Annotated in this window: 23 protein-coding genes and 1 other annotated feature; of the genes, 7 read left to right on the plus strand and 16 right to left on the minus strand. The window is 39.2% G+C overall.

All coding sequences use genetic code 11. From position 1 onward, the window contains the following. Positions 1–86: 86 nt before the first annotated feature. From QFZ72_RS23250 to QFZ72_RS23260, 3 genes are all read left to right on the plus strand, one after another. Complete coding sequence (locus tag QFZ72_RS23250; protein WP_307438213.1) at positions 87–497, plus strand: globin domain-containing protein; 411 nt, start codon at positions 87–89, stop codon at positions 495–497. Then, the gene (locus tag QFZ72_RS23255) at positions 494–1,375 is read left to right on the plus strand and encodes a ClpXP adapter SpxH family protein (RefSeq protein WP_307438215.1); all 882 of its coding nucleotides are present in this window, start codon (positions 494–496) and stop codon (positions 1,373–1,375) included. Before QFZ72_RS23250 ends, QFZ72_RS23255 begins: the two co-directional genes overlap by 4 nt. 344 nt (positions 1,376–1,719) lie before the next feature. Further along, complete coding sequence (locus QFZ72_RS23260) at positions 1,720–1,878, plus strand: hypothetical protein (protein WP_307439958.1); 159 nt, start codon at positions 1,720–1,722, stop codon at positions 1,876–1,878. A 309-nt stretch (positions 1,879–2,187) separates the two neighbouring features. On the opposite strand, the gene pepF is transcribed toward QFZ72_RS23260, so the two are convergent. The 5 genes from pepF to mecA all read right to left on the minus strand — a co-directional run bounded on the left by pepF (position 2,188) and on the right by mecA (position 8,075). Next, positions 2,188–4,005 carry an oligoendopeptidase F gene (gene pepF / locus QFZ72_RS23265; RefSeq protein ID WP_307438217.1) on the minus strand — a complete coding sequence of 606 codons (1,818 nt, stop codon included), beginning with the start codon at positions 4,003–4,005 and terminating at the stop codon, positions 2,188–2,190. Between the two features lie 78 nt (positions 4,006–4,083). Beyond that, positions 4,084–4,242 carry a hypothetical protein gene (locus tag QFZ72_RS23270; RefSeq protein ID WP_223440406.1) on the minus strand — a complete coding sequence of 53 codons (159 nt, stop codon included), beginning with the start codon at positions 4,240–4,242 and terminating at the stop codon, positions 4,084–4,086. 64 nt (positions 4,243–4,306) lie between these two features. Beyond that, positions 4,307–5,500 (minus strand): competence protein CoiA, encoded by a 1,194-nt coding sequence (locus QFZ72_RS23275; protein ID WP_307438221.1) that lies wholly within the window; start codon positions 5,498–5,500, stop codon positions 4,307–4,309. Between the two features lie 232 nt (positions 5,501–5,732). Next, positions 5,733–7,256: a cardiolipin synthase gene (gene cls, locus QFZ72_RS23280; protein ID WP_307438223.1), complete on the minus strand. Its 1,524-nt coding sequence runs from the start codon at positions 7,254–7,256 to the stop codon at positions 5,733–5,735. A gap of 147 nt (positions 7,257–7,403) precedes the next feature. After that, on the minus strand, positions 7,404–8,075 hold the full coding sequence (mecA, locus tag QFZ72_RS23285) for an adaptor protein MecA (protein ID WP_307438225.1): 672 nt from the start codon (positions 8,073–8,075) through the stop codon (positions 7,404–7,406). Positions 8,076–8,396: 321 nt separating this feature from the next. Here mecA and QFZ72_RS23290 point away from each other — a divergent pair, with 321 nt between their 5' ends. Beyond that, positions 8,397–9,071: a TerC family protein gene (locus tag QFZ72_RS23290; RefSeq protein ID WP_307438227.1), complete on the plus strand. Its 675-nt coding sequence runs from the start codon at positions 8,397–8,399 to the stop codon at positions 9,069–9,071. A 34-nt stretch (positions 9,072–9,105) separates the two neighbouring features. Here the strand turns inward: QFZ72_RS23290 and spxA are convergent, their stop codons facing one another. Beyond that, positions 9,106–9,507 (minus strand): transcriptional regulator SpxA, encoded by a 402-nt coding sequence (gene spxA / locus QFZ72_RS23295; RefSeq protein ID WP_070879181.1) that lies wholly within the window; start codon positions 9,505–9,507, stop codon positions 9,106–9,108. 281 nt (positions 9,508–9,788) lie between these two features. Next, the gene (locus QFZ72_RS23300) at positions 9,789–10,367 is read right to left on the minus strand and encodes a GNAT family N-acetyltransferase (RefSeq protein WP_307438231.1); all 579 of its coding nucleotides are present in this window, start codon (positions 10,365–10,367) and stop codon (positions 9,789–9,791) included. Between the two features lie 119 nt (positions 10,368–10,486). Here QFZ72_RS23300 and QFZ72_RS23305 point away from each other — a divergent pair, with 119 nt between their 5' ends. Then, a complete protein-coding gene (locus tag QFZ72_RS23305) occupies positions 10,487–10,672 on the plus strand; it encodes a hypothetical protein (protein ID WP_373464626.1) in 186 nt (61 codons plus the stop codon). A 1,053-nt stretch (positions 10,673–11,725) separates the two neighbouring features. Here QFZ72_RS23305 and QFZ72_RS23310 read toward each other — a convergent pair. From QFZ72_RS23310 to QFZ72_RS23335, 6 genes are all read right to left on the minus strand, one after another. Further along, the gene (locus tag QFZ72_RS23310; RefSeq protein ID WP_307438233.1) at positions 11,726–12,931 is read right to left on the minus strand and encodes a putative glycoside hydrolase; all 1,206 of its coding nucleotides are present in this window, start codon (positions 12,929–12,931) and stop codon (positions 11,726–11,728) included. A 162-nt stretch (positions 12,932–13,093) separates the two neighbouring features. Continuing rightward, positions 13,094–14,032, minus strand: a complete 939-nt coding sequence (locus tag QFZ72_RS23315) for an ABC transporter ATP-binding protein (protein ID WP_307438236.1) — start codon at positions 14,030–14,032, stop codon at positions 13,094–13,096. Between the two features lie 3 nt (positions 14,033–14,035). Beyond that, positions 14,036–15,079: an ABC transporter ATP-binding protein gene (locus QFZ72_RS23320; RefSeq protein ID WP_307438238.1), complete on the minus strand. Its 1,044-nt coding sequence runs from the start codon at positions 15,077–15,079 to the stop codon at positions 14,036–14,038. Positions 15,080–15,100: 21 nt separating this feature from the next. Beyond that, complete coding sequence (gene opp3C, locus QFZ72_RS23325) at positions 15,101–16,123, minus strand: oligopeptide ABC transporter permease (protein WP_223440392.1); 1,023 nt, start codon at positions 16,121–16,123, stop codon at positions 15,101–15,103. Further along, positions 16,123–17,049 (minus strand): oligopeptide ABC transporter permease, encoded by a 927-nt coding sequence (gene opp3b, locus QFZ72_RS23330; protein WP_252204056.1) that lies wholly within the window; start codon positions 17,047–17,049, stop codon positions 16,123–16,125. The genes opp3C and opp3b overlap by 1 nt, the downstream gene beginning before the upstream one ends. A gap of 147 nt (positions 17,050–17,196) precedes the next feature. Further along, the gene (locus tag QFZ72_RS23335; RefSeq protein WP_307438240.1) at positions 17,197–18,894 is read right to left on the minus strand and encodes a peptide ABC transporter substrate-binding protein; all 1,698 of its coding nucleotides are present in this window, start codon (positions 18,892–18,894) and stop codon (positions 17,197–17,199) included. Between the two features lie 416 nt (positions 18,895–19,310). Between QFZ72_RS23335 and QFZ72_RS23340 the strand changes: the two genes are divergently transcribed. Together QFZ72_RS23340 and trpS are read left to right on the plus strand one after the other, a co-directional pair. Further along, positions 19,311–19,670: a DUF3899 domain-containing protein gene (locus QFZ72_RS23340; protein WP_307438242.1), complete on the plus strand. Its 360-nt coding sequence runs from the start codon at positions 19,311–19,313 to the stop codon at positions 19,668–19,670. Positions 19,671–19,832: 162 nt separating this feature from the next. Next, positions 19,833–20,041, plus strand: a binding site (T-box leader). Between the two features lie 53 nt (positions 20,042–20,094). After that, a complete protein-coding gene (gene trpS / locus QFZ72_RS23345) occupies positions 20,095–21,081 on the plus strand; it encodes a tryptophan--tRNA ligase (protein ID WP_307438243.1) in 987 nt (328 codons plus the stop codon). Positions 21,082–21,241: 160 nt separating this feature from the next. Here trpS and QFZ72_RS23350 read toward each other — a convergent pair whose 3' ends face one another. The 3 genes from QFZ72_RS23350 to opp4C all read right to left on the minus strand — a co-directional run bounded on the left by QFZ72_RS23350 (position 21,242) and on the right by opp4C (position 23,906). After that, positions 21,242–21,571 (minus strand): STAS domain-containing protein, encoded by a 330-nt coding sequence (locus QFZ72_RS23350; protein WP_307438245.1) that lies wholly within the window; start codon positions 21,569–21,571, stop codon positions 21,242–21,244. Positions 21,572–21,706: 135 nt separating this feature from the next. Continuing rightward, positions 21,707–22,453 carry a YjbA family protein gene (locus QFZ72_RS23355; protein WP_307438247.1) on the minus strand — a complete coding sequence of 249 codons (747 nt, stop codon included), beginning with the start codon at positions 22,451–22,453 and terminating at the stop codon, positions 21,707–21,709. Positions 22,454–22,988: 535 nt separating this feature from the next. Then, entirely contained in the window at positions 22,989–23,906 is a 918-nt protein-coding gene (gene opp4C / locus QFZ72_RS23360) for an oligopeptide ABC transporter permease (RefSeq protein WP_307438249.1), read from the minus strand. Between the last annotated feature and the right edge of the window lie 11 nt (positions 23,907–23,917).

Below are 23,917 nucleotides of genomic sequence, written 5' to 3' on the forward strand. Positions count from 1 at the left end.
ACATGACTTTTCAAGGCAGTTTGTTTGAGCAATGGTAGGTCAATTGTTACAATAAGCTTATCTTATTAATAAAGGAGATCACAGGCATGGCTGATCAATTTTCAACACCATATGAAGCGATTGGGGAAGATGCACTTTCGCAGCTGGTTGATGCCTTCTATCATAGAGTGCACAAGCACCCTCTGCTCTCTCCGATTTTTCCAGATGATTTGTCGGAAACAGCTAGAAAACAAAAGCAATTTTTGACGCAATACTTAGGCGGACCGTCTTTATATACAGAAGAACATGGACATCCCATGCTGCGGGCAAGACATTTGCCCTTTCAAATTACTCCTGCAAGAGCCGGGGCGTGGCTTTCCTGTATGGAAGAAGCTATGGATGAATTAGAACTTGATGAACGATTTCGGGAATGGTTTTTTGAACGGCTGGAACTGACAGCCCAGCACATGGTGAACACTCCAGATGAAAAACAGCAGCCGAAGGGTTCTCCGCAATGATGATTCAGCACGGTGAGAATCAAAAATCAGCTCCATTTTTCTCTCACTGTCAGGGCAATTCAAAAAAACCGCTCGAAATCTATATGTTCATCGATCCACTATGCCCTGACTGCTGGGCACTTGAACCGATCATAAAAAAACTGCTGATTGAATATGGAAGATTCTTTACATTAAAACATATCATCAGCGGACGCATCAAAACGCTTAACCAGATGAAACGGAAAAATCCGGCAAATCTTGCGCAAGCATGGGAAAAAACAGCCAGTTTAACAGGGATGTCCTGTGATGGGATACTAAGATCTGAAAGTTCGATTTCATCTCCATTTTCAGCTTCGCTTGCGATAAAATCAGCAGAGCTTCAGGGCCGAAAAGCAGGTATCCGTTATTTGCGGAAACTTCAGGAAGTCTTATTTCTTCAAACAAAGAATATTGCAGAAGAAAAAGTTCTTGTACAAATTGCACAGGAAGTCGGCCTTGACGCTGATGAGTTTGTAAAAGATCTTCATTCAGCCTGTGCCGCCAAAGCACTGCAATGCGATTTAAAAATATCTGCGGAAATGGACGTTCAGGAAAACCCTACACTCACTTTCTTTAATCAGAATGTCGATCAGGAAGGGCTGAAAATCAGCGGGTATTATTCTTATGAAATGTATGTTGGCATCTTATCGGAAATGCTTGGGGATGTACCGAAGCCATCTCAAGCTCCGCCGCTTGAAATCTTTTTAAGCTATTTTCAATTTGTCGCTACAGCAGAGATTGCGGCAGTTTACAATATGACGGCAGAAGACGCGGAAAAGGAAATGAAAAAGTATTTGCTTGCTCAAAAGGTTGAGCGCGTGCCAGTGAAGCACGGTACGTTCTGGAGATACATTGGATAGAAAAGAAAGAAATCCGGTACAATTTCCTGTACCGGATTTCTTTCTTTATTAACCTGAAAACGTTTACTTTCTTATTCTTAAAAAGACTCCGCACGGGTAATACGGAGTCTTCTGTATGTCTTAACGACAACAAAGGGGATGGGAGAAATTTTTCACGGTCAAACAAAGGGGTAAATGTTTGTTTGTGATTGATTTCACATCTATAATATATCAGAAATTGTCGAGTTATGACAACCCATAGATACTCATTTCACAAATTTGTCACAAACATAAATACAGCGTGTCTTTCATATTTTTTATAAAGAACAAACAAGGAGGATTTCAAATTGAACAGCAGCCTTCCCGTGATTATCAGTATAATTCTGCTTATTATAAGTTTCTTTCTAAATATACTTGGATTAATGGAGATGTTTCCATTGCTGATATCTTCCCCGCTTTTGTTTATTTCCATCTTTGTGACACTATATTTAGTGAATCATCGGAAAACTTTTAAGGGGTTTTAGCCGCAAATCTGAATATGATTTAAATTCAATCAATAACAGTATTTTGACAAGCTTTTTCTAGCCATTTTTATAGTTTTTCAAGCGGAATTAGCTAACTTATTAGCCGATTATCCGCTTTTTCTAGCTTAAATTAAGAAACATTTAGCCGAATCATTTTTTTTAAACAGAATGAGAAAAGCCGTTTATAGCGCTTTTACGGCTTTTTTATCCTCTTCTCGCTTTTATTAGCCATATTAAGCTTTTAATCGCCTTCCCGCCTTCTGCAGAAACTAAAAAAGAATGCAGCCCATAAGCTGCATTCTTCTTATTTTACTCTGACAAAAGCTGTTCCATCTCATTCAGCTTCTCTTCAAATACCTTCAATGCTTCTTCAATTGGCTGGGGCGATGTCATATCCACGCCTGCTTTTTTCAGCACTTCAATCGGATAATCCGAGCTTCCGGATTTAAGGAACTCGAGGTAGCGCCCGACCGCAGGCTCTCCCTCTTCAAGGATCTGCTTACTGAGTGCGGTTGCTGCACTGAATCCAGTTGCATACTGGTAAACATAGTAATTGTAGTAGAAGTGTGGAATTCTTGCCCATTCCAGGCCTATTTCCTCGTCCACTGCCAAGTGTTCACCAAAGTATTTTTTGTTCAGATCATAATATAGCTTCGTTAATAGATCTGGCGTCAGCGGTTCGCCTTCCTGCGCTTTTTTATGAATCGTATGTTCATACTCAGCAAACATCGTTTGACGGAATACTGTACCTCTGAATCCTTCTAAATAATGATTTAAGAGATAAAGCTGTTTTTTCTTATCATCAATGGTTTTTAACAGATAATCATTCAATAACGCTTCGTTGCATGTAGAAGCAACCTCTGCTACGAAGATTGAATAATGTCCATATTGATACGGCTGAGATTTTCTTGTGTAATAACTGTGCACGGAGTGACCGAATTCATGGGCCAATGTAAAGAGATTGTTCACATTATCCTGCCAGTTCATCAGGATATATGGGTTTGTGCCGTACGTTCCAGAAGAGTAGGCACCGCTTCTTTTCCCTTTGTTTTCGTGCACATCAACCCAGCGGTTTTCAAAGCCTTCATTCAAGATGGCCAGGTAATCCTCTCCAAGCGGAGCAAGACCTTTCAGCAAAAAGTCCTTTGCTTCAGCATAAGGAATTTTCATCTTAACGTCTTTCACAAGCGGTGTGAAAAGGTCATACATATGAAGCTCATCAAGACCGAGCACTTTTTTGCGGAGCTCGATGTATTTATGAAGCAGGTGGAGATTATCGTTTACCGTTTTAACGAGATTCTCATACACTTCTTCAGGAATATTATTATTGCTGAGGGCTGCTTCGCGTGCTGACTGATAATTTCTTACTGTTGCGTAGAAGTTATCTTTTTTAACCGCTCCGGAAAGCGTGCTTGCAAATGTGTTCTTGTATTTATCATATGTGCTGTATACCGCTTTAAAGGCATCTTGCCTAACTCTGCGGTCTTCACTTTCTAAAAAGCGGATGTAGCGGCCGTGGGTTACTTCTACCTCTTCGCCGTCCTCATCTTTTATTGAAGGAAATTCAAGGTCCGCATTATTCAGCATGCCAAATGTATTGCTTGAAGATCCCAATACATCTGAAGCCTGCGCTAACAGGGCTTCCTGCTCTGCAGATAATACATGCGGACGCTGGCGGTTAATTTCATCTAACGTATGCCCGTACACCTTCAGCTCTTCTTTTTCAGTTAAGAAGCTTTTCATTTTCGCTTCATCCATTGATAAAATTTCAGGAATAATGTAGGACGAAACACTGCTCGCCTGTGTGTAAAGGTTTGATGCTCGGTCATTTAAGCCCTGATAGTGTGAATCCCCTGTGTCCTGATCGTATCTCATGTGGGCATATGTATAAAGCTTTCCTAATCTCTCCATCACAGTATCCTGATATGTAAGTGCTTCTAGAAAAGCATCAGCTGAATCTCCGAGTTTGCCCTTGAATTCTCCGATTTTAGGCAAGGCAGCTTTCACTTCTTTAAACTCTGCGTCCCAAGCTTCATCATTTTCAAAAATATCCTCAAGTTTCCATGTATCTTCGACAGCGATATCCGTTCGTTTCGGCAATGTTTTAACGGCTGTTTGTTCTGCCATATTTATCTAAATCCCCCTTTAAACATGATTAACCCAATAATATTCTATATTTTCTTGCAAATCAATCTAAGAGTCTTGCTATTTTCCCTGCATATCAGACAAGTCCTGACGGCTGTCGACATCCTTCTCTCCATTTTCGCGCATTGACTTCGTCATCAGGTATGCAATGGCTCCTGTGCTGACAGCTGTTAAGGTGTAATCAAACAGATTGCTTTTCCGTCTTTTTTTATAAAACATCATCATTCCTCCATTCATATTCTCTCTTTCATAGGTTGCTTCGTCCTTACCCTGTTCATGCAAATCATTTATATTGAGTAAATAACTTCATAACAAGCTCATCTCTCTTTAATAAATCAGCAGGTTTATTCTGCCATGTAATTTCTCTCTGTTTCACATATTTGTTTTTATTTACACGCTGAAGCATGCCCATGAACGATAATGTCTCTAAATATTCACGGATTGGAGCCCCAATTGTAAGATGCTTTAAATGTGAAAGATCACGGACTTTAGTTGATGGATCTGTCCTTATTTCCCTTGTAACCTCTTCAAGAGTAAAAATTGTGTTTGCTTGGATCTGATCTATGAACAAGAGAATTTTGGTTTGCCAAAGGTAGATGCGGGAATCAAACAGATAGCTGGTTTGGATTGGAAGAAAGGCTTCTGCAGGAAGGCGGGAAAGCGGAGTCTGCTTCTTTTCATAAAGTTCTTTCTGCAGCAGGATCATTTCCCTCGGAAGATGTACAGCCGGTTTTAAACGATGTGATTTGATGAGGTGAATCCACTTTGAAAGATGAGACTTAATAGAATGCGGTTTTGGACTTTGAAGATCAGAAATGGCGGTTTGATTTAGAGGCAAATATCTTGGAATGGAGAAGAAGACTTGTTTTGAAAAAGGAATGAGGTGTTCAATCAGGAGGAATGCCTGCACTTGAGAACAATACGTAAGTATAAAAGGCGGATCAAGAGGCTCTTCACCTGCTCTTGCAAACAGCCACTGAAAAGGGGAAATGCGAAAGGTATGACTGCTTAACCTTGCAGTATTTTTACCGCCTAATATCCACATCTCATCAATGCCAATTTTTTTATATTGACTGGTTCTTTTTGAAAAAAGAGAAGCTGGAATGACTGAGCATTGATATTCTACAGCAGTGTATTTATTTCTGTTTTTAAAAAGCACATCAGGGCGCTGAGAAATTCTTGGCAGATATTGTTCGAGCTTTGCACTTTGGACTCCTTGTCCCTTAAGCCACTTATAAAGCTGGAGCTTCCCATTCAGGTGGTACTCGCTTTCAGGCTCGGTTTCTATAGTGCACGTTTTATTTTTTTGGTGTGCAAAATGATGGACTTTGATGCTGCCAATCTTTAAATCAAGCGGATTTTCACACACTGGACAGTAGAAGGCCTCCTCCCTTCTTAATTGCATAAGGATCTTTGCTTCCCATCGCTTGTCCGAAAGATTAATTATGGTTCCTTTGCCTGTTTTGGCAACTAGCATAACTTTGCATCAGCTCCTATCTTATGATCATCTTCATTATATAAAAAGTTTCCTTATTAAGGAATCTGTTTCTATAAGAAAAAAGCGTCATGGTCAAATTCAAAAAGCAGATAAGGTTTGACTTTTTTTGCGGAGCCATTCTGACCGAGGATTCTGCGCTAGACATCAAAGCGTGTAAATTTCATACTTCCGTCAAAAAAAAGACATACCATAAACGGCATGTCTCCTCAAATTATAACAAGGGGGAAAGCAGTCTGGACATTGATTCATAAAGCTTCTGTTTGAAAGGACGCTCGTTGAATTCATCCATGATAATTTCATGGGATACTTTGAGATCACGCTCATACTCATCGACAAGCTTTTGCGTGCTTCTTGTCCGGTAAAGAAAGGCATTCACTTCAAAATTCAAATGGAAGCTTCTCATATCCATATTTGCTGTTCCTATAGAAGCAAGCTCATAATCAACAATGACAATCTTGCTGTGCATAAAGCCTTCTTCATATTCGTAAATTTTCACACCAGCTTCAAGCAATTCCAGGAAATAGGACCTTGAAGCATAGAAGACGATTTTTTTATCTGGACGCTTCGGCACAAGCAGCCTTACGTCTACACCGCTTAATGAAGCTACCTTTAAGGCTGAAAGAATATCTTCATCCGGCACAAAGTAAGGAGATGCGATCCAGATGGAGTCTTTGGCAGATGTAATCATAGAGAAGAACAGATTCTTAATGATTTCCCATTTGTTATCAGGTCCGCCAGCAATTATCTGTACGCCCCCTTCATGCTCTTCAAGCTGAACAGAAGGAGTCATATATTCCTTCTTCACAATATTTTCTCCCGTCATGTAATACCAATCCTGAAGAAAGATCATTTGCAGCGTGCGGACGGCTTCGCCCCACACCATTAAATGGGTATCACGCCAAAATCCGAAAAACTTATTCTTGCCCAAGTATTCATCACCGACATTCAAGCCGCCGACAAACCCGACAGTTCCATCGATGACTATGATTTTTCTGTGATTGCGGAAATTGACTTTGTTGTTCAAAAAGGGCATTTTTACAGGTAAGAATGAAACAACATCAATGCCTGCCTGCTGCATTTCTTTAATGTACGCCTTTGATAATTTCCAGCTTCCGACTGAATCATATAAAAAGCGAACCTCTACGCCTTCTTTCGCTTTCTTAATCAAAGCATCTTTTAATTTGTTGCCGACTTCATCGTGCCTGACAATATAATATTCAAGGTGGATGTGATGCTCAGCCTTCTCAATTTCCCCGAAAATATGATTAAATGTCTCATTGCCATTCGTCAAGGCTTTCGTTCTTGTAGAAAATGAAATTGGAGTATGTCCAAGGCGGTGCGCTAAATTAAAGAGCATTTGCTGATGGTCGCCCATTAAATCAATCTTTTCCTCATAAGACGATTGATTACCTTCAATTTCAAACATGATTTTTTCATCAACCAGCGCTTTTCGGTCAAATAACTTCTTCTTTCTCACATTGCGGCCAAATACCAGGTAAAATAAAAAGCCGATCAGCGGAAAACTTCCAAGCACGACAAGCCATGTAATCGTTTGAGAGGGTTTGCGGTTTTCAAGGAAAATGACAAATCCAATAAAGATAACTGAAAATGCAAAGAGAACAGTGGCAGCTGTAATCATCCATTCACTTGAAATACTGCCCGTAAAATTTTGAATGATATAGATAAAAAAACCAATAATAATTGCAAACAAAAGCACTCGAACCGTATTTTTCATGTTTTACCCCTGACTTTTATAAAGGTTCTTTAGTTTTATCGATAACTGCGGATGCTTAAACAAAAAACTTGTCCGAAAACAGCCTGTATGAAATTTAATGCTAAAAAAAGCCGACTTCAAACTTCATGAAATCGGCACTTCTTTGTTTTAGCTAAAATGTTTCTTAACAACGTCAAGAGCTTCATTCGCAATAATTTCCTTGCCGTATTCCGCGACGCGGTGAATGGTCATGCGCGATTCTTGTCCATACTCGAGAATAATACTCAGCATATTCTCAATGTCTTCATCTGAATGCTGCTCATCAAACTCTACATACAGGTAGTAGTTTTTATCCAGTGAGTAAAGTGAATTGACAAAGCCGCTCACAGGAACTTTTGCTAAAGCAATAATATGTTCAAAATCATTAAATTTTATCAGGAATTGCAGCTGCTGCTCTTCTTCCTCCGCCGAACCGTCTGATTTATCATCAAGATCATCATTAAAGTGCTGATCTAGAATTGATTCAATGTTCTCATCGACCGGTAATTCCTTCACTTTATCCTCAGATAAAGGAAGTTCAATTTTCTGGCCGTCTTTTGACAGCTGAGCTCTTGTTACAATAACTTCTAAACCTTTATCGAGAGCCTGCACCTGAATCCATAGCGGCCCTTCCACCATGAAGTCTTCCTCGTCGTGAACTTCATCCATCATTTCCCAAAATAACTCTTCACTTCTTTCGCGGTTGTACCAGATTTCATCTCTGTCAAAACCGCGTTCCTCTATATCAAGATATGAAATATAAAACTTTACGGTATATTCATTAATACGTTCTATCTCCATCTTTACAACCTTCCCTTCTATATATGATGTTGAAGGGACAACTAAACCCCTAAATAAGTTGCACTTTTCTACACTTTACCCAAATCAGCAGCTATTTAATCGTCAGCGCAACGCATCATTAGCTTATAAAACTTGTCTTGAAAATGAGACTTGCCTTTCAAGATTCTTGTACTCCTATTTTATGATAAAACAGCTCCGAATGAAATAAAAAAACCTTGAATTTACAAAAACAGTTATTCACCTATATAGAATGGCTCATAATTCAAAGTTCGCTTCATATATATGGTACGAGCAGTCAATAACAGGGAAAGAGGTACTTAAATGGAACAGGAATTTCTCATGTCTTTGATTATGATTATCGGCATTGATTTGCTCCTTGGAGGAGATAACGCGATCGTTATTGCAATGGCAAGCCGAAATCTGCCCCCAAAACAGCGAAAAAAAGCAGTCATTTTAGGAACGGTCTTCGCAATTGGGGTTCGCATCCTGCTTACTTCAGTAGCAGTCTATTTATTCCAAATTCCTTTTGTGCAGCTGATTGGCGGGATTCTGCTCCTCTATATCGCTTATCATTTAATTGTAGGAACTGAGGAAAAAGAAGGAGAAATAAAAAGTTATCAATCCTTGAGAAAAGCGGTTCAGACGATTGTACTGGCTGATATGCTGATGGGAATGGATAATGTCATTGCGGTTGCCGGAGCAGCTAACGGCCAGACATTCCTTGTCATAATCGGCCTGTTAATCTCGATCCCGATCATGATTTGGGGCAGCAATCTCATTCTTAAAATTTTAGACAAATATCCTGCTCTCATTTATATCGGAGGAGGAATGCTTGCTTATACTGCAGGCAAAATGATTATCCATGAACACAAGCTTGCGCCAATATTCCATACACATCCAAGCATGGGGGTCATGCTCCCTTATTTGCTCATTTTGTTCTTGATTTTATCTAGCTTCATTTATCAGCGCATCGAAAAAAACGAAAACCTTCCTTAACAGCTAAGGAAGGTTTTCTATGGGTTATGATTCTTTAACTGAAATTCACTAAACGCTGTGCTTCACGCAGCTGATATGTGCGTACCTTTCTAGGCAAGAAGCGTCTGATCTCATCTTCATTGTATCCGACCTGCAATCGCTTTTCATCAATGATGATTGGGCGTCTTAATAGGCCTGGGTGCTCCTGAATCAGATCATAAAGATCTTGAAGAGGCATTGTTTCAACATTTACGTTCAATTTTTGAAAGATCTTTGAACGAGTAGAAATGATTTCATCTGTTCCATCTTCAGTCATGCGCAAGATTTCTTTAATCTCGTCAACTGAAAGCGGCTCTGAAAAAATGTTGCGCTCTGTATATGCGATTTCATGCTCTTCTAACCATGCTTTCGCTTTACGACAAGAAGTACAGCTTGGTGATGTATATAACGTTACCATAAACCTTTCACTCCTTTTTGTGTAAAATGAGCAGACTGCTTATAATAGTAATAAGTATTACTTTGTATGCAAATTGAAATTACTACAATTAAGTAATATCTATAACGAATTATACTATAGAAAAGTAAGTAAGTATACACTTTTTAAATACAAATGTTTGACAAATCAGTTACAATTCCGTAAAAATTGAGGGATTATATTTACTGCTTTTATCAAATTCACTCTAAATCCTGTATTTTCAGCAGCATTCATCCCTCTGAATGCTGTCATCTGATTCTCAATTAATCCAGTCCATCGAAAATATCTTTCTGATTATCCTGCTCCTGCATGGATAAAACTTCCTGTACATCCTGATATTCTTTTCCGTAAAATTCTTTATCTTTATAAGTATGAATCATTAAGTATGTCTTTTTCATTGCTTCATATATTAATTCTTCAGAAGCATCTTCAGGGGACCAATAAAGAATTTCCATTGCATTCACTTCGTTTGTAGCAAGCGACTTTCTTCTGTATCCGATTGATTTTGCATGCTGAAATCCTTCTCGCTGATAAAACTTTAAGCGCTTGCCCGTATCAAGAATATCTTCGTCCACGGGTTCCACCTCTAGAATAATTGGTTTTCCTAATACTTTTAAATTTGAAATCAGCTTATGTCCAAGACCCTGTCCTCTTGCTTTTTTCGATACAAACAAGTAGTCAATAAAGATGAAATCTTCTAATTCAGCATACATAAGAACATGATATTCTCCTTCATCTTTATGATAAATATCGCCCCGCTCTTTCAAGAGAGTTTCAATATGTTCTTTAGATTTCATTTCCTCAATAGGAAAGTATTGATTTAATTTCTCATACCAGTTCATTGATCCGCTCCTTACATGTTTTAACGTTCATTTCTTCCTAAATTATATATACCCTCTTTCCTTAGTGTTAAACATGAGCTACTATAAAATTATAAGTAAATAATGGGATGGTGAGGATTTTGTTTGAATATGCGTTCGATTTTCTGCTTGTTGCTGTATTGGTTATTGGAATAACAGCTTTAATGGGAGTCATAACGAATGGAATCGGAGAAACCATCTTCAGCGGAAAAAAGAAAAATGAAAACGTTGAACATACTTTAAAAACCCAGGCAGGATGGCGAAAAGTCGGCGGCAGACGAAGATAATATTTAAGGAAGAAAACCGGTCGTGACCGGTTTTTTTGTTTCAAATTTAAGTAAAAAATCCCTATATATGCTAACAGGATCTGTTTAAGAGGAGAACACCATAAAATTCAGTAAAAATAAAGGTAGTATTACAGTAGTAGAAATTGTTCAGGATAAAACATAAGAAAACGTGCAGTCTGAACTGTACCCAACTTTTTATAATCGTTTTGGGTTGCCCTGAAATAGGTAAACTCAGTGTTTTGGGTCTCATAGAGTGCGTATAAGTACCCTGAAAAAGGCAATATCATGGTGTTTTGGGTACTCATAGAGCGTGTATGGTACCCTGAGACATGAATAATCTTGGTTTTGGGTACTCATAGAGCGTGTATGATACCCTGAAAAAGGCAAAATCTTGGTTTTGAGTACTCATAGAGCGTGTATAGTACCCTGAAAAAGGCAAAATCTTGGTTTTGGGTACTCATAGGGCGTGTATGGTACCCTGAAAAAGGCAAAATCTTGGTTTTGAGTACTCATAGAGCGTGTATGGTACCCTGAAACAGGCAAAATCTTGGTTTTGGGTACTCATAGAGCGTGTATAGTACCCTGAAAAAGGCAACATCTTGGTTTTGGGTACTCATAGAGCGTGTATGGTACCCTGAAAAAGGCAACATCTTGGTTTTGGGTACTCATAGAGCGTGTATGGTACCCTGAAACAGGTAAAATCTTGGTTTTGGGTACTCATAGAGCGTGTATGGTACCCTGAAAAAGGCAAAATCTTGGTTTTGAGTACTCATAGAGCGTGTATAGTACCCTGAAAAAGGAAAAATCCTGGTTTTGGGTACTCATAGAGCGTGTATGGTACCCTGAAACAGACAAAATCTGTTTTTTGGGTACTCAAAGAGCGCGTATGGTACCCTGAAACAGGCAAAATCAGGGTTTTGGGTAGCCAATGTAAATGCGTACGTTTGATACCCCGAACAACAAAAAACGGATACAAATTGCAGTGCAATTTAGTATCCGTTTACTTCTGTATTTTGCTGTTTTCACCCTCAAAAAGAAACCAGTTATATATAATCAAGGTGTGTAATCTACGCCTTTTGTATAGTTATTTCCGGCATTCCACAGAAGGTACTCTTTTATACCCTGATCATTCAATGCCATGATTTGAGCTTCTATATCTTCTTTTCCATACTTTTTGTAGTTTCCGCTGCCGAGCCATGAAGCCGTAAAATCCTGAAGCCATGGCCGCGACACTGGTCTTGTTTTCAGCTCATCAAGCTTTTTATTTTCAAGCTTCGCATATTCTGTAATGAGTTCGTATGGTTTTAAGTCGGGCTTCTCAATTCCAAAATAGGCCGTCCAGTGACTTGGATAAATCATCGATGATATAACATCAACATGATTTGAGATCTTTGTAAAGTTTTGGCCAATACCCGGTGCTTCGGGCAATGTAGCTGTATATCCAAAGATATCAACTGAGGTTTTAACGCCATAAGGTTTCAATTTTTCCCTCGTGTATTCAACAAAGTCGGTTACCGCTGTTACACGCTTTTGAACATTATCTTGTTTTGTATCTGTATAATCACCGTGTCTGTATTTTAGCGTGGCATCTTTATTCTCAAATCCTTCAGGAAAACGGACGTAATCAAATTGTATCTCCTGAAAACCGAGCTTTGCTGCTTCAATTGCAATCTGAACATTGTAATCCCATACTTCTTTTACAAATGGGTTTACAAAAGACTCTCCTCGCCCGTTCTTCCAGACGCTGTTTCCATCTTTAAAAGACCATTCCGGCTTTTTGTTTGCGAGAACCGAGTCCTTAAATACAACAACTCTCGCTATCGGATAGATTTTCTTTTTCTCAAGCTCTGTAAGCATCGCCCGCGGATCTTTTATGTATTGATGACTAATGTCGTAATAAGGTGAAGATGGATCAGGGCGGTAAGTTAAATTTCCATAATCATCTTTCACATCAATAACCATTGCGTTTAGATCGGTTGAATCCATTAGCTTTGTCAGCTGTGCAAATTTACTGCCGCCGGCGGAATGGCCCGTTACGTAGATTCCTCTGATTGCATCTGGATATTCAAAGTTCAGTCCCGAGTCAAAAACAAAACGGGGCATCAATGCCGGGAGTTCTTTCTTTTGATACACAAGTTCTTTACTATCGTGTGCAGCTGCAACTAAGCCTGTTTCTGCCTGTGTCTGATTGCCTGCTCCTGCTGCTGCTATAGAGCCTGCAAGTACGAATACAGGTACAATCTTTTGTAAAAAAGCCACGATTAACACCCTCCATTTGCTGATCTGTCCTCATTATAAATGAAAAATCAGGATGTTCATACATGTATTGGGACTTATTTTGACAATTTTCAACAGTTTTCTGCTGCCATTCCTCATGTTTTTTACACAAAAAGTGATCTCAGTTCATGAGATCACTTTTCTTTATTTTGCATATAAAGTTTTGTACTGCTTGAATTCAGCTTCTGAACACATCACGAAATGGCCTGGTTTTACTTCGCGGAACTGCGGCTCATCTCCTTCTGTATACTGATGCTGAGCCGGGTCGTATTTCTTTCTTACACGAGTGCGCTCATAATCAGGGTCCGGAAGCGGTATAGCAGAAAGCAAAGCTTGAGTATACGGATGAATCGGATTGTTATAAAGCTCTTCTGCGTCTGCAAGCTCAACCAGCTTGCCGAAATACATTACACCGATGCGGTCGCTGATGTATTTTACCATTGAAAGGTCATGCGCAATAAATAGATACGTAAGTCCTTTTTCTTTTTGCAGATTCTTCATTAAGTTTACTACTTGTGCCTGAATCGATACATCTAAAGCAGAGATTGGCTCATCTGCAATAATGAAGTCCGGATCTACTGCAAGTGCACGCGCGATTCCGATACGCTGGCGCTGTCCGCCGCTGAATTCATGAGGAAAACGGTTTGCATGCTCACGGTTCAGACCTACTGTTTCAAGAAGCTCGTACACTCTTTCCATCCGCTCTTTATCGGACTTTGCCAGACCATGGATATCTATTCCCTCGGCAATAACGTCAGATACTTTCATGCGCGGGTTTAAGGAAGCGTATGGATCTTGGAAAATCATCTGCATTTTGCGATTAAAAGTTTTCAGCTCGCTTTTGGATTTTTTTCCGTGAACATTTACGCCATTAAACTTTACTTCACCGTCTGTCGCGTCGTATAAACGGATAATCGAACGGCCCGTCGTAGACTTTCCGCAGCCTGATTCACCAACAAGGCCAAGTGTCTCACCTTTATAGATATCAAATGAAATATTATCAACTGCTTTTACTTCATTTACTTTCCCTACATTAAAGTGCTGTTTTAGGTTTTTAACCTCAAGAAGTTTTTCTCTTTTCATCTCTTACTTTCCCTCCTTCATTTCAGGGAACTTGCGCTGACGAAGTTTTACCGCTGCAGGCGGTTCAACCTTTGGTGCATCAGGATGAAGCAGCCAAGTTGCAGCATAATGTGTATCAGATACTTTAAACATTGGCGGCTGTTCTTCTAAATCAATTTCCATAGCATATTCGTTACGCGGTGCAAAAGCGTCGCCTTTTGGAGGATGCAATAAGTTTGGAGGCGTTCCAGGTATCGCATACAGCTCCTGATCTTGTGAATCAAGGCTCGGCATTGAACTGATTAGGCCCCAAGTATACGGATGCTGCGGATTGTAGAAAATCTCATCTACTGTTCCAATCTCGATAATTTTCCCTCCGTACATAACCGCTACACGATCAGCTACATTTGCAACTACTCCAAGATCGTGGGTAATGAAAATGATCGATGTGTCTATTTTCTTTTGCAGATCCTTCATTAGCTCAAGAATCTGCGCCTGAATCGTAACATCAAGAGCGGTAGTAGGCTCGTCCGCAATTAAAACTTTCGGATTACATGCAAGCGCGATGGCAATAACAACCCTCTGTCTCATACCGCCCGAGAACTGATGGGGATATTGTTTGAAGCGTAGTTCAGGCTTTGGAATTCCAACAAGGCGCAGAAGGTCAATCGCTCTTTCCTTTGCCTGTGCTTTGCTCATATTCTGGTGCTTTACAATCGGTTCCATGATTTGCTTTCCAACAATCATTGTCGGATTTAAAGATGTCATAGGATCCTGGAAGATCATCGAAATATCTTTGCCGCGGATCTTCTGCATTTGCTTATCCGTTAATGAAGCTAAGTTCTTTCCATTAAAGAGGATTTCCCCTTTTTTGATTTCAGAGTTGCTCTCAGGCAATAATCGCATGATGGACTTTGTTGTAACCGATTTACCAGAGCCTGATTCTCCTACAATCGCCAGAGTTTCCCCTTTTTTTAAGTCAAAGTCCACACCGCGAATGGCTTGTACTTCTCCTGCAAACGTGTGGAACGAAATATGCAAATCTTTTACTTCTAATATTTTTTCCATCTTTGGGTCACCTGCCTTTTTCTAGTCTCTCATCTTAGGATCCAGCGCATCGCGCAGTCCATCTGCAATCATGTTAAATGCAATCATAATGACACTGATTACGATCGCCGGGTAAATCATTTGATAAGGGAATGCTCTCATTGATTTAAACCCTTCATCAATTAACGTTCCTAGAGAGGCAAGAGGATCCTGTAATCCAAGTCCGATGAAGCTTAAGAACGCCTCGAAGAAAATAGCATTCGGTATGGTAAACATTGTATTGATGATTATAACCCCAACTAAGTTCGGAATGAGATGTTTAAAGATAATTTTTCCGTGACTTGCACCAAGTGTTCTTGATGCCAGTACGAATTCCTGATTCTTAAGTTTAAGAACTTGTGCACGAACGACCCTGGCCATTCCAACCCAGCCAGTTATGGTTAACGCAACTGTGATGGAGATAATACCAGGTTTTAAAATTAAAATCATGAGTATAACGACAACAAGGTTCGGTATCCCCATCAGAACTTCGATGATACGCTGCATGACGTTATCAATGCGTCCTCCAAAGTAACCGGAGATTGCACCGTAAGCTACACCGATGATCATATCGATGAATGCAGCTAAAAAGGCAATATATAGAGAGATTTGTGTCCCTTTCCAGATGCGGGTAAACTGATCACGGCCCAGGTTATCTGTTCCAAGCCAGTAATATTCTTTAATTTGTTTCTGTTCATAAATCTTTATTTCTTCACCATTATTAAGAGTTCTTGTACCATCAAAAGGCAGCCAGCTGATGTTTTCAAGACCTTGAATACGAGGAGGCAAATTAGCATGTGTTGCTTTTTGACGGGCTGAGTCGTATCCGCTTACAGCCGGCCCGATAAATGCTAAAAGAGTTAAGAGCACAATGACAATTAAACTGAAAACGGCAGCTTTATTCTTTCTTACTCGAAGCCATGCATCCTGCCAATAATTGAGACTCGGCTTATTTATTTCTTCACTCTTTGAAGAATCAATTTTAGCGGGTTGAAATAATTCTTTGTTGATTTCTTTTTGTGCCATTATTTTTTACCTCCCGCTAAACGAATTCGTGGGTCAATGATGCCGTATAAAATATCGACAACAAGAATAATTAAGACAAATAGGAAAGCAAATAAAAGGGTTGTACCCATGATGACTGGGTAGTCGTTCACTGTAATTGACTTAACAAATTGTTCTCCAAGTCCAGGAACGGAGAAAATTTTCTCAATAACAAGTGATCCTGTCATGAGTCCTACTGCCAGCGGTCCTAAAACCGTTACAACTGGAATTAATGCATTTCGCAGGGCATGTTTAAAAGCAATTTCAAAGTAGCTTGCACCTTTTGCTTTTGCAAGTGTAATGTAATCAGAATTTAATACATCGATCATTTCCGTTCTCATAAAACGTGCAGCAATCGCAATTGGGAACATAGCAAGAGCTATTGTAGGCAAAATGCTGTATTCAGGTCCGCGCCAGAATGCAACAGGCAGCCATCCTAATTTTACTCCGACGTAATATTGCAATAAACCGGCAAAAACAAATGAGGGAATGGATTTACCGATAACAGCAAAGAATGTTGCACCGTAATCTACCCAAGTGTTTTGGCGCAGTGCTCCGACAATACCAAGAAATATTCCGAATAACGTTCCTACAAACATTGCCTGAAATCCGAGGATAGCAGATGGGGCTATGCGAGCAGCAAGCAGCTCTGATACCGGAGTGTTGTCAAATTGGAATGATACTCCAAGATCACCTTTAGCCAAGTTTGTCATGTAAGTAAAATACTGCACGGGTACAGGCTGGTCGAGCCCATACTTGTCTTTCATGATTTCCACCTGTGCATCTGACAACTTACCGTTATTAAATGGAGTACCGGGGATCAGTTTCATAAGGAAAAATGTAAATGAAGCAATTAATATAAGAGTAATAAGCATGTAAATCATACGTTGGCCCAAATATTTAACCATGTGTGCACCTCCTAGAACTATATGAAAAATTCAGAATCATCTACATAATTCGACAATTCTTTAGCAGGTAAAAAGAGAGTATATAGCATATACTCTCTTTTTATTCTTTTTGATTATAATCATTCGCCTTAATTTCGTAAATATTTATTACTCAGCGTCAGTGATTTTAATCCACTTGTAGCTGTATTCAGGTCCTACAAGGTGGTAAGTGAAACCTTCAACGTTTTTGTTGATAAGAAGGTTAGAAGCACGCTGATACATCGGAGCGATACCTGCATCTTCTTCTAATACAACTTTTTCAGCTTCTTGAAGTGCTTCGAAACGTTTAGCTGGATCGTTAGCTAAAGTTGTTTGAGCATCTTTTAATAATTTGTCATACTTTTCGTTAGAGTATGCCATTCTGTTATTTCCGCCATCAGTTATCCATAGATCTGAGAATGAAATTGGATCTAGATAGTCAGGACCCCAGCCTGCAGCCTGGATATCATAATCCATTGTTTTGTCACGATCTAAACGAACACTGAAAGGAACACTTTGTACATCAATCTTTAATCCTTCAAGAGTGTTTTGAAGCTGGTCTTTCATGTAAGAGTCAACTGTTTTAGACGTTTCAGTATCTCCGCCAAGGTAGACTAATGTCACTTCTTTTTGGCCAATCTCTTCTAAGCCTTTTGCCCAAAGTTTTTTAGCTTCTTCTGGGTTATAAGTAAGTAAGTCTCCATTACTTTCACGGAAGTCTTCACCGCTTTCCGGGTGTGTAACGAATTCTTTAGGTACAGCATAGTTTGCTGGAATAGAACCATTGTTTAAGATTTCATTTGTTAAATCTTCTTTGTTGAAAGCCATTGCAATTGCTTTACGGATGTTAACGTTTGCAAGAGCTTCGTTCTTTTGATTTAATTTAAGCCAGAAAATTGTAGGCTCTAACCATCTTAACAGGCGGTCATCACCTTCATATTGTGCGATAACTGCTGGTGTTGAAAGTTTAGGAGTCACATCTGCTTCTCCAGCTTCAAATGCGTTTGCTGCAGCTTGAGGATCTTTTGAAACGTTGAATTGAATTTTTTCAAGGCTTACATTTTTTGCATCCCAGTATTCAGCATTTTTCTCTAAAGTCCACTCAGTATCAGCAGGTCCTTCCCATCCTTGAATCGTGAAAGGTCCGTTGAACACTAAATTTTCTGATTTTTTACCGAAATTTGCAGCCTGTTCTTCAACAAACTTTTGGTTTTGAGGATAGAATGTCGGGAAAGCCATTAATGATTTAAAGAAAGGAATTGGTTTTTCGAGAGTTATAACCAATGTTTTTTCATCAGTAGCTTTAACGCCTAAATCTTCTGGTTTCGCTTTTCCATTATATAATGCTTCAGCATTTTTAATTTTACCCATCATCATGTATGGACCATATGCAGATCCTGTTTCAGGATTAAGAGAACGCTGCCAAGCAAATACGAAGTCGTTTGCTGTAACAGGGTCACCGTTAGACCATTTAGCATCTTCTCTTAATTTAATTGTATATTCTGTGCCGTCTTCATTAGCTTCAGGCTCGCCGTCAGCCATACCAGGCACTGGCTCTTGGTTTTCATCAATACGGTATAAACCCTCGTTCGTATTGTTTAATTGAGATAAACTGATTGTATCTTCAGCTAGTACAGAGTCCATAGATGGAATCTCAGATGATTCTAAAACTTTAAGCTCCTGTGCTACATTTGATTCTTCTTTAGAGTCTTTATCTTTGTCTCCTCCGTCAGAAGAACCTTGATTGCCTCCGCCGTAGCAAGCCGTTAAGAAAACGCTTAAAACAAGCGAAAGAACTAAAAGCAATGAAAATTTTGACTTTTTCATTAATAACCCTCCCTTTTATTTTTAAAAAATTCTTACAAACACTATTATACAAGCTTTAAAATTTTTGTACATTCATTTTTTTAATAAAATTTACACAAATGCAATAAAATTAAGACTATTTTGAATCAAAAATAGTTCTTTACACCTAAATAAAGCGTCAGAATTAGTCCTGATATTTCATTTTAATGACATAGTAAATACCAAATGCTTAGTCTTTGTAAAGAATTTAAATAGTGTGTAAAATATAAAATGTATACAATATACAGCAATAGCTAATAAACTATTTTGCGGGCATAATGAAAAGATTCTAATTAGTTTTATTTTTCGTGCTATAATATCTTTCGTATATTTCTATACAGAATTACTATTTGAACGTATTGCACTTTAGTATAATTAGTTAAAAAAAGAGGGTATTTATGAAACGCAATTTATTTTTATCAACGTTTTCCGTGTCGTTTGTTCTAGTCTTTATGCTTTCCCTTCTATTATATGGAGAAATTACGCTTCTTCACTATATCAATATTTCTTTTTATCTATCTGGAATCCTGCTCTTCATTTCGATGTTCCTGCTTGTAGCTGAAGGTGGATTTTTTGATGGAATTACCCAAGGCTTCAGAAGAACCTTTCAATCGAAAGGCAGAGATTTAAAAAAGGAAGAAGTGGAGGAAATGAGGCTGTTTTCTGAGCTGCTCAGCGTTGAATATATGCCATTCCTATTAGCAGGACTTCTTCTTGCCGCCACTATGTTTACAGGGTTGGTGTTCTATTACCTCTAATGCAGTTGATTATCTTGCTGTAAGCTTTTATAATAAGAAAAGCGGAAGCGCCTTTGACAGCTCCGTAAGGCGGATCCGTTCTGACCGGGGATTTAGGCGCTGCAGCTAGACATCAATGTGCAAAACACTAAACTTTCCTATATCTTAATAAAATCTTTATTTAAAGAAGCGATGATAAAGAGTAGTACATAGTGAATTCATTTATAGAGAGCCTGCTGCTGCTGGGATGCGGGTAATGAAAACTGTGGAATGGACTTTTGAGCAGCTGACTGAAATTTAGTAGGATCAGCCGTTTCGTCTTGCGTTAAAAGACGTTAAGTGATTTCTTTTAGAAATAATTAGGGTGGCACCGCGGTCCATTCGTCCCTGTTCAGCAGGATACGAATGGGCTTTTTTGTATGTAAACCAATATAGGAGTGATAAAATGAAAACCATTTTTTCGGGCATTCAGCCCTCAGGACACGTTACATTAGGAAATTATATCGGGGCACTGAAGCAATTTATTGATCTGCAGCATGATTACGATTGCTACTTTTGCATCGTCGATCAGCATGCTATAACTGTCCCTCAGGATCGCCTCCAGCTGCGCAAAAATATCCGCAGTCTTGCAGCACTTTACCTCGCGATCGGCATCGATCCTGAAAAAGCAACATTATTTGTTCAGTCTGAAGTTCCGGCGCACGCTCAGGCAGGATGGATGCTTCAATGTGTTGCATATATCGGGGAGCTTGAGAGAATGACGCAATTTAAGGATAAATCTACGGGAAAAGAAGCTGTTACTGCTGGATTATTAACCTATCCTCCACTAATGGCTGCCGACATTCTACTATATAAAACGGACATCGTTCCTGTCGGAGAAGATCAAAAACAGCATTTAGAGCTTACACGTGATCTGGCAGAGCGCTTTAACAAGAAGTATAACGACATCTTTACAATCCCTGAGGTCCGAATTCCAAAAGTCGGCGCTAGAGTCATGTCGCTTGCAGATCCTCTGAAAAAGATGAGCAAATCAGATTCGAACTTAAAATCGTTTATTACTCTCTTAGACGAACCTAAGATAATTGAAAAGAAAATCAAGAGCGCAGTAACTGATTCAGAAGGAATTGTAAAATACGATAAAGAAAACAAGCCGGGTGTTTCGAATCTTCTATCTATCTATTCTATTCTCTCTGGAGAATCAATTGCTGATTTAGAGAAAAAATATGAAGGCAAAGGCTACGGGGATTTCAAGAACGATACAGCAGCTGCTGTGATTGAAGTGCTGAAGCCAATTCAAGAAAAGTACCATGCTTTATTAGAGTCAGAAGAATTGGATCAAATTTTAGACCGCGGTGCAGAAAGAGCAAATGCTGCAGCGAATAAAATGATTAAAAAAATGGAAAACGCAATGGGACTTGGCAGAAAAAGATAGCAAATATAAAAGAGCATCGTGCCGATGCTCTTTTTATATTTGCTGTTCAAATTCCAATCCTTTTTAACAAGGGCTGTCCTGAACGTCAAAAATGACTGAATATCATTGTTGTTCGTTAATCCAGAAGTGACAAGCAGCTGTGTTAAAGCCGGTCCAAAGCCTACATCAGCTTGATTGCTGACTTCATATTATGGATATAGGATCCAAACAGATCAAGCTCCCATATTTCTTTTTCTGAGATCGCTGAAAAATCGACAATAACAGTAGAGATTTCATCAGAATGGGAAACCTCTAATACTTTTGAGATAATCTGATCAAACCTTTCAGAAGAAAGCCTTCCTGTTATCGGCACCAGTATAGTGTCGGGAATAATGGACGGGATAATCGGAACAGAGATCTCATTTATAATCTCAGCACTTGCTTCTAATTGCTTTTTAAGTTCAAGAATTTCCGCCTGTAAATCTGCAATTTGTTCTTTTTCACTGCTCATATATGAACCCTCGCTAATCGTTAATAGTCGCATACTGTTTATTTTTCCATTCCTTTTCGGTTCATACCGTTTTTTTACATTAAAAAAGAAACCATATTCTGTATATAGAATTGGTTTCTTTCATTAATGCTTGTCCTAATTCACTTTTGATTCATGTTCCATTTCCCACAGCTTCTCAAAGAAAGGCTGTCCTTTTATCAGATGTTCACATAGCGTCATATGCTTGGGACTCCAGCCGCTTACCGTTTCATCGTAAAGCTTTCTCCATACGTCCTCAAAGCTCAGGTCTTGAATCGTTTCATACATTGTCGGATTCCACTCTGTGTACCAGTATTTAACCTCAGCAGCATTTTTTGTTGACTGCAGCTGATCCAGGGCCATAAACAGCAGCTGTTTTAACTGGCGTTCTTTTCTTGTTAGACCGCTCATATGTGACGGACTTGGCGACAGGATATGAAATTCCTTTTCCATCGATTCCGCCTCAAACAAATATTCCTCTGCCTCAACATCTTTAATCATTTCATAGACAAGCTGTTCCTGGCGCGGAATTAACCGGCTTTTGCGGACTGGTATGCTGTAGCCGATCGTATCGACTGCAAGTATCCCCTGTCCGTCAGTTACGACGAAACAGTAATCCAGCTGATTGCGCTCATGATTTTTGCGAATATACGCTTTTTGAAAGGCATCTTTTAACAGTCCCTGCGGCAGCTCCGACAGATCATTCTCAATATAATGGTATAAGACCGAGTTTACTTTAAATAGAGGAACCTGGTCCAAAAGCTCAACACTGTCATCTTTTCTCCATTCATGAAAATGGCACACATTGTACCCGTTTTCTTCTCCTTCAAACCAGTTCACCCATACATCATGAAGAAACAACATTTATTACCCCTCACTTCCGATGCTTTTGTCTTTCAGTATAGGCAGGGAGAAGAAAATATATTCCATTCCATTCATTTTATGGATGTTTTCTTTCGACAATTTTTGAGCAAGTCCTGTTAATAGTCAATTGCACTTAGAGTTTTCCTATGTATTTTCGTTTTCTCAGTAATAATGAAATTGTATCAGTGAAAATTTATGTTCTATTAGTCTAAACGAAAATTCGGGTAATACAGTAAAATGCATTTCTATCAGCAAAAAATACGTTTTTATCCTTGAAGCAGTAAAATCGCTCAATACTTTGATCTGAACCAAGCCATAAAAAATAGTCAAGAATAAATTCTTGACTCAGAGTGTAGACAAACCCCTTTTCCAGAGAAATTATTGAAGAAAAAGGGGTTTTTGTTTCTTGAATTTTGCATATATTGATATCTATTCAAAAAAATCATACTATATCTTGAACCTCATCTAGATAAAGAAAATAGCTGCCGACTTTGTCGACAGCCTGAGTCAAGAATAAATTCTTGACTACACTGCCTTATTCATTCACTTTTGGATCGAGTGCATCCCGCAGCCCGTCTCCTACAAAGTTAAAGGCAAGGACTGTAAAGAGGATCAATAAGCCCGGGAATAACGGGTACCACGGAGCTGTCAGCAAAATTGTAAAGTTCTGCGCATCCTGAAGCATGTTCCCCCAGCTTGGAACAGGCGGCTGAATGCCAAGTCCAAGATAGCTTAATGTTGATTCAGCAAGGATAACCCCGCCTACAGATAACGTCGCTGAAACTATGATCGGTCCAATCGCATTTGGCAGGATATGCGAGAAAATAATTTTAAAGCTTTTGGTTCCGATTGTTTTAGATGCCAGCACGAACTCACGGGTACGAAGAGATAAAAACTCCCCTCGGACAAGGCGTGCTGTTGTTGTCCAGCCCAGTACAGCAAAAATGATAATCAGCTTGTCTACACCAGGATTAAAAATCGTTACTAGTGTAATAAGCAAGAAAATCTGCGGAATAGATAATACGATATCTACAAATCTCATTAAAATCGAATCAACGATTCCCCCGAAATATCCGGCAATCGCACCGATGACAGTTCCAATAGTAATGGAACCAAGAACAGATGCAAATCCAACCAGCAGCGAGACTTGTGCTCCATATAGCAAGCGTGTAAGCAAATCCCGGCCAAAACGGTCAGTTCCAAGAATATTTTCTCCTCCTGGAGGGACTAATTTTTTCATAAGATCCTGACTTTCAGGAGAATATGGGGCAAGGACTGGTGCAAAAATTGCAGCGGAAATGACAAGAAAAAGAAATATCGCTCCAAATACGGCCAGTTTATTTTTATAAAATTTCCTGAAAAATATTTTCGTTAGTGTATCAGGGTTCGCCTTTAAATTCCCATGAACCGCCAGCTGATTAGAAGTTTCCGGTGTTAGGTTTGTTTGTGCCATTTTGCTCCCCC

Origin of the sequence: Bacillus sp. V2I10 (assembly GCF_030817055.1) — a bacterium.
Lineage (GTDB): Bacteria > Bacillota > Bacilli > Bacillales > Bacillaceae > Bacillus_P.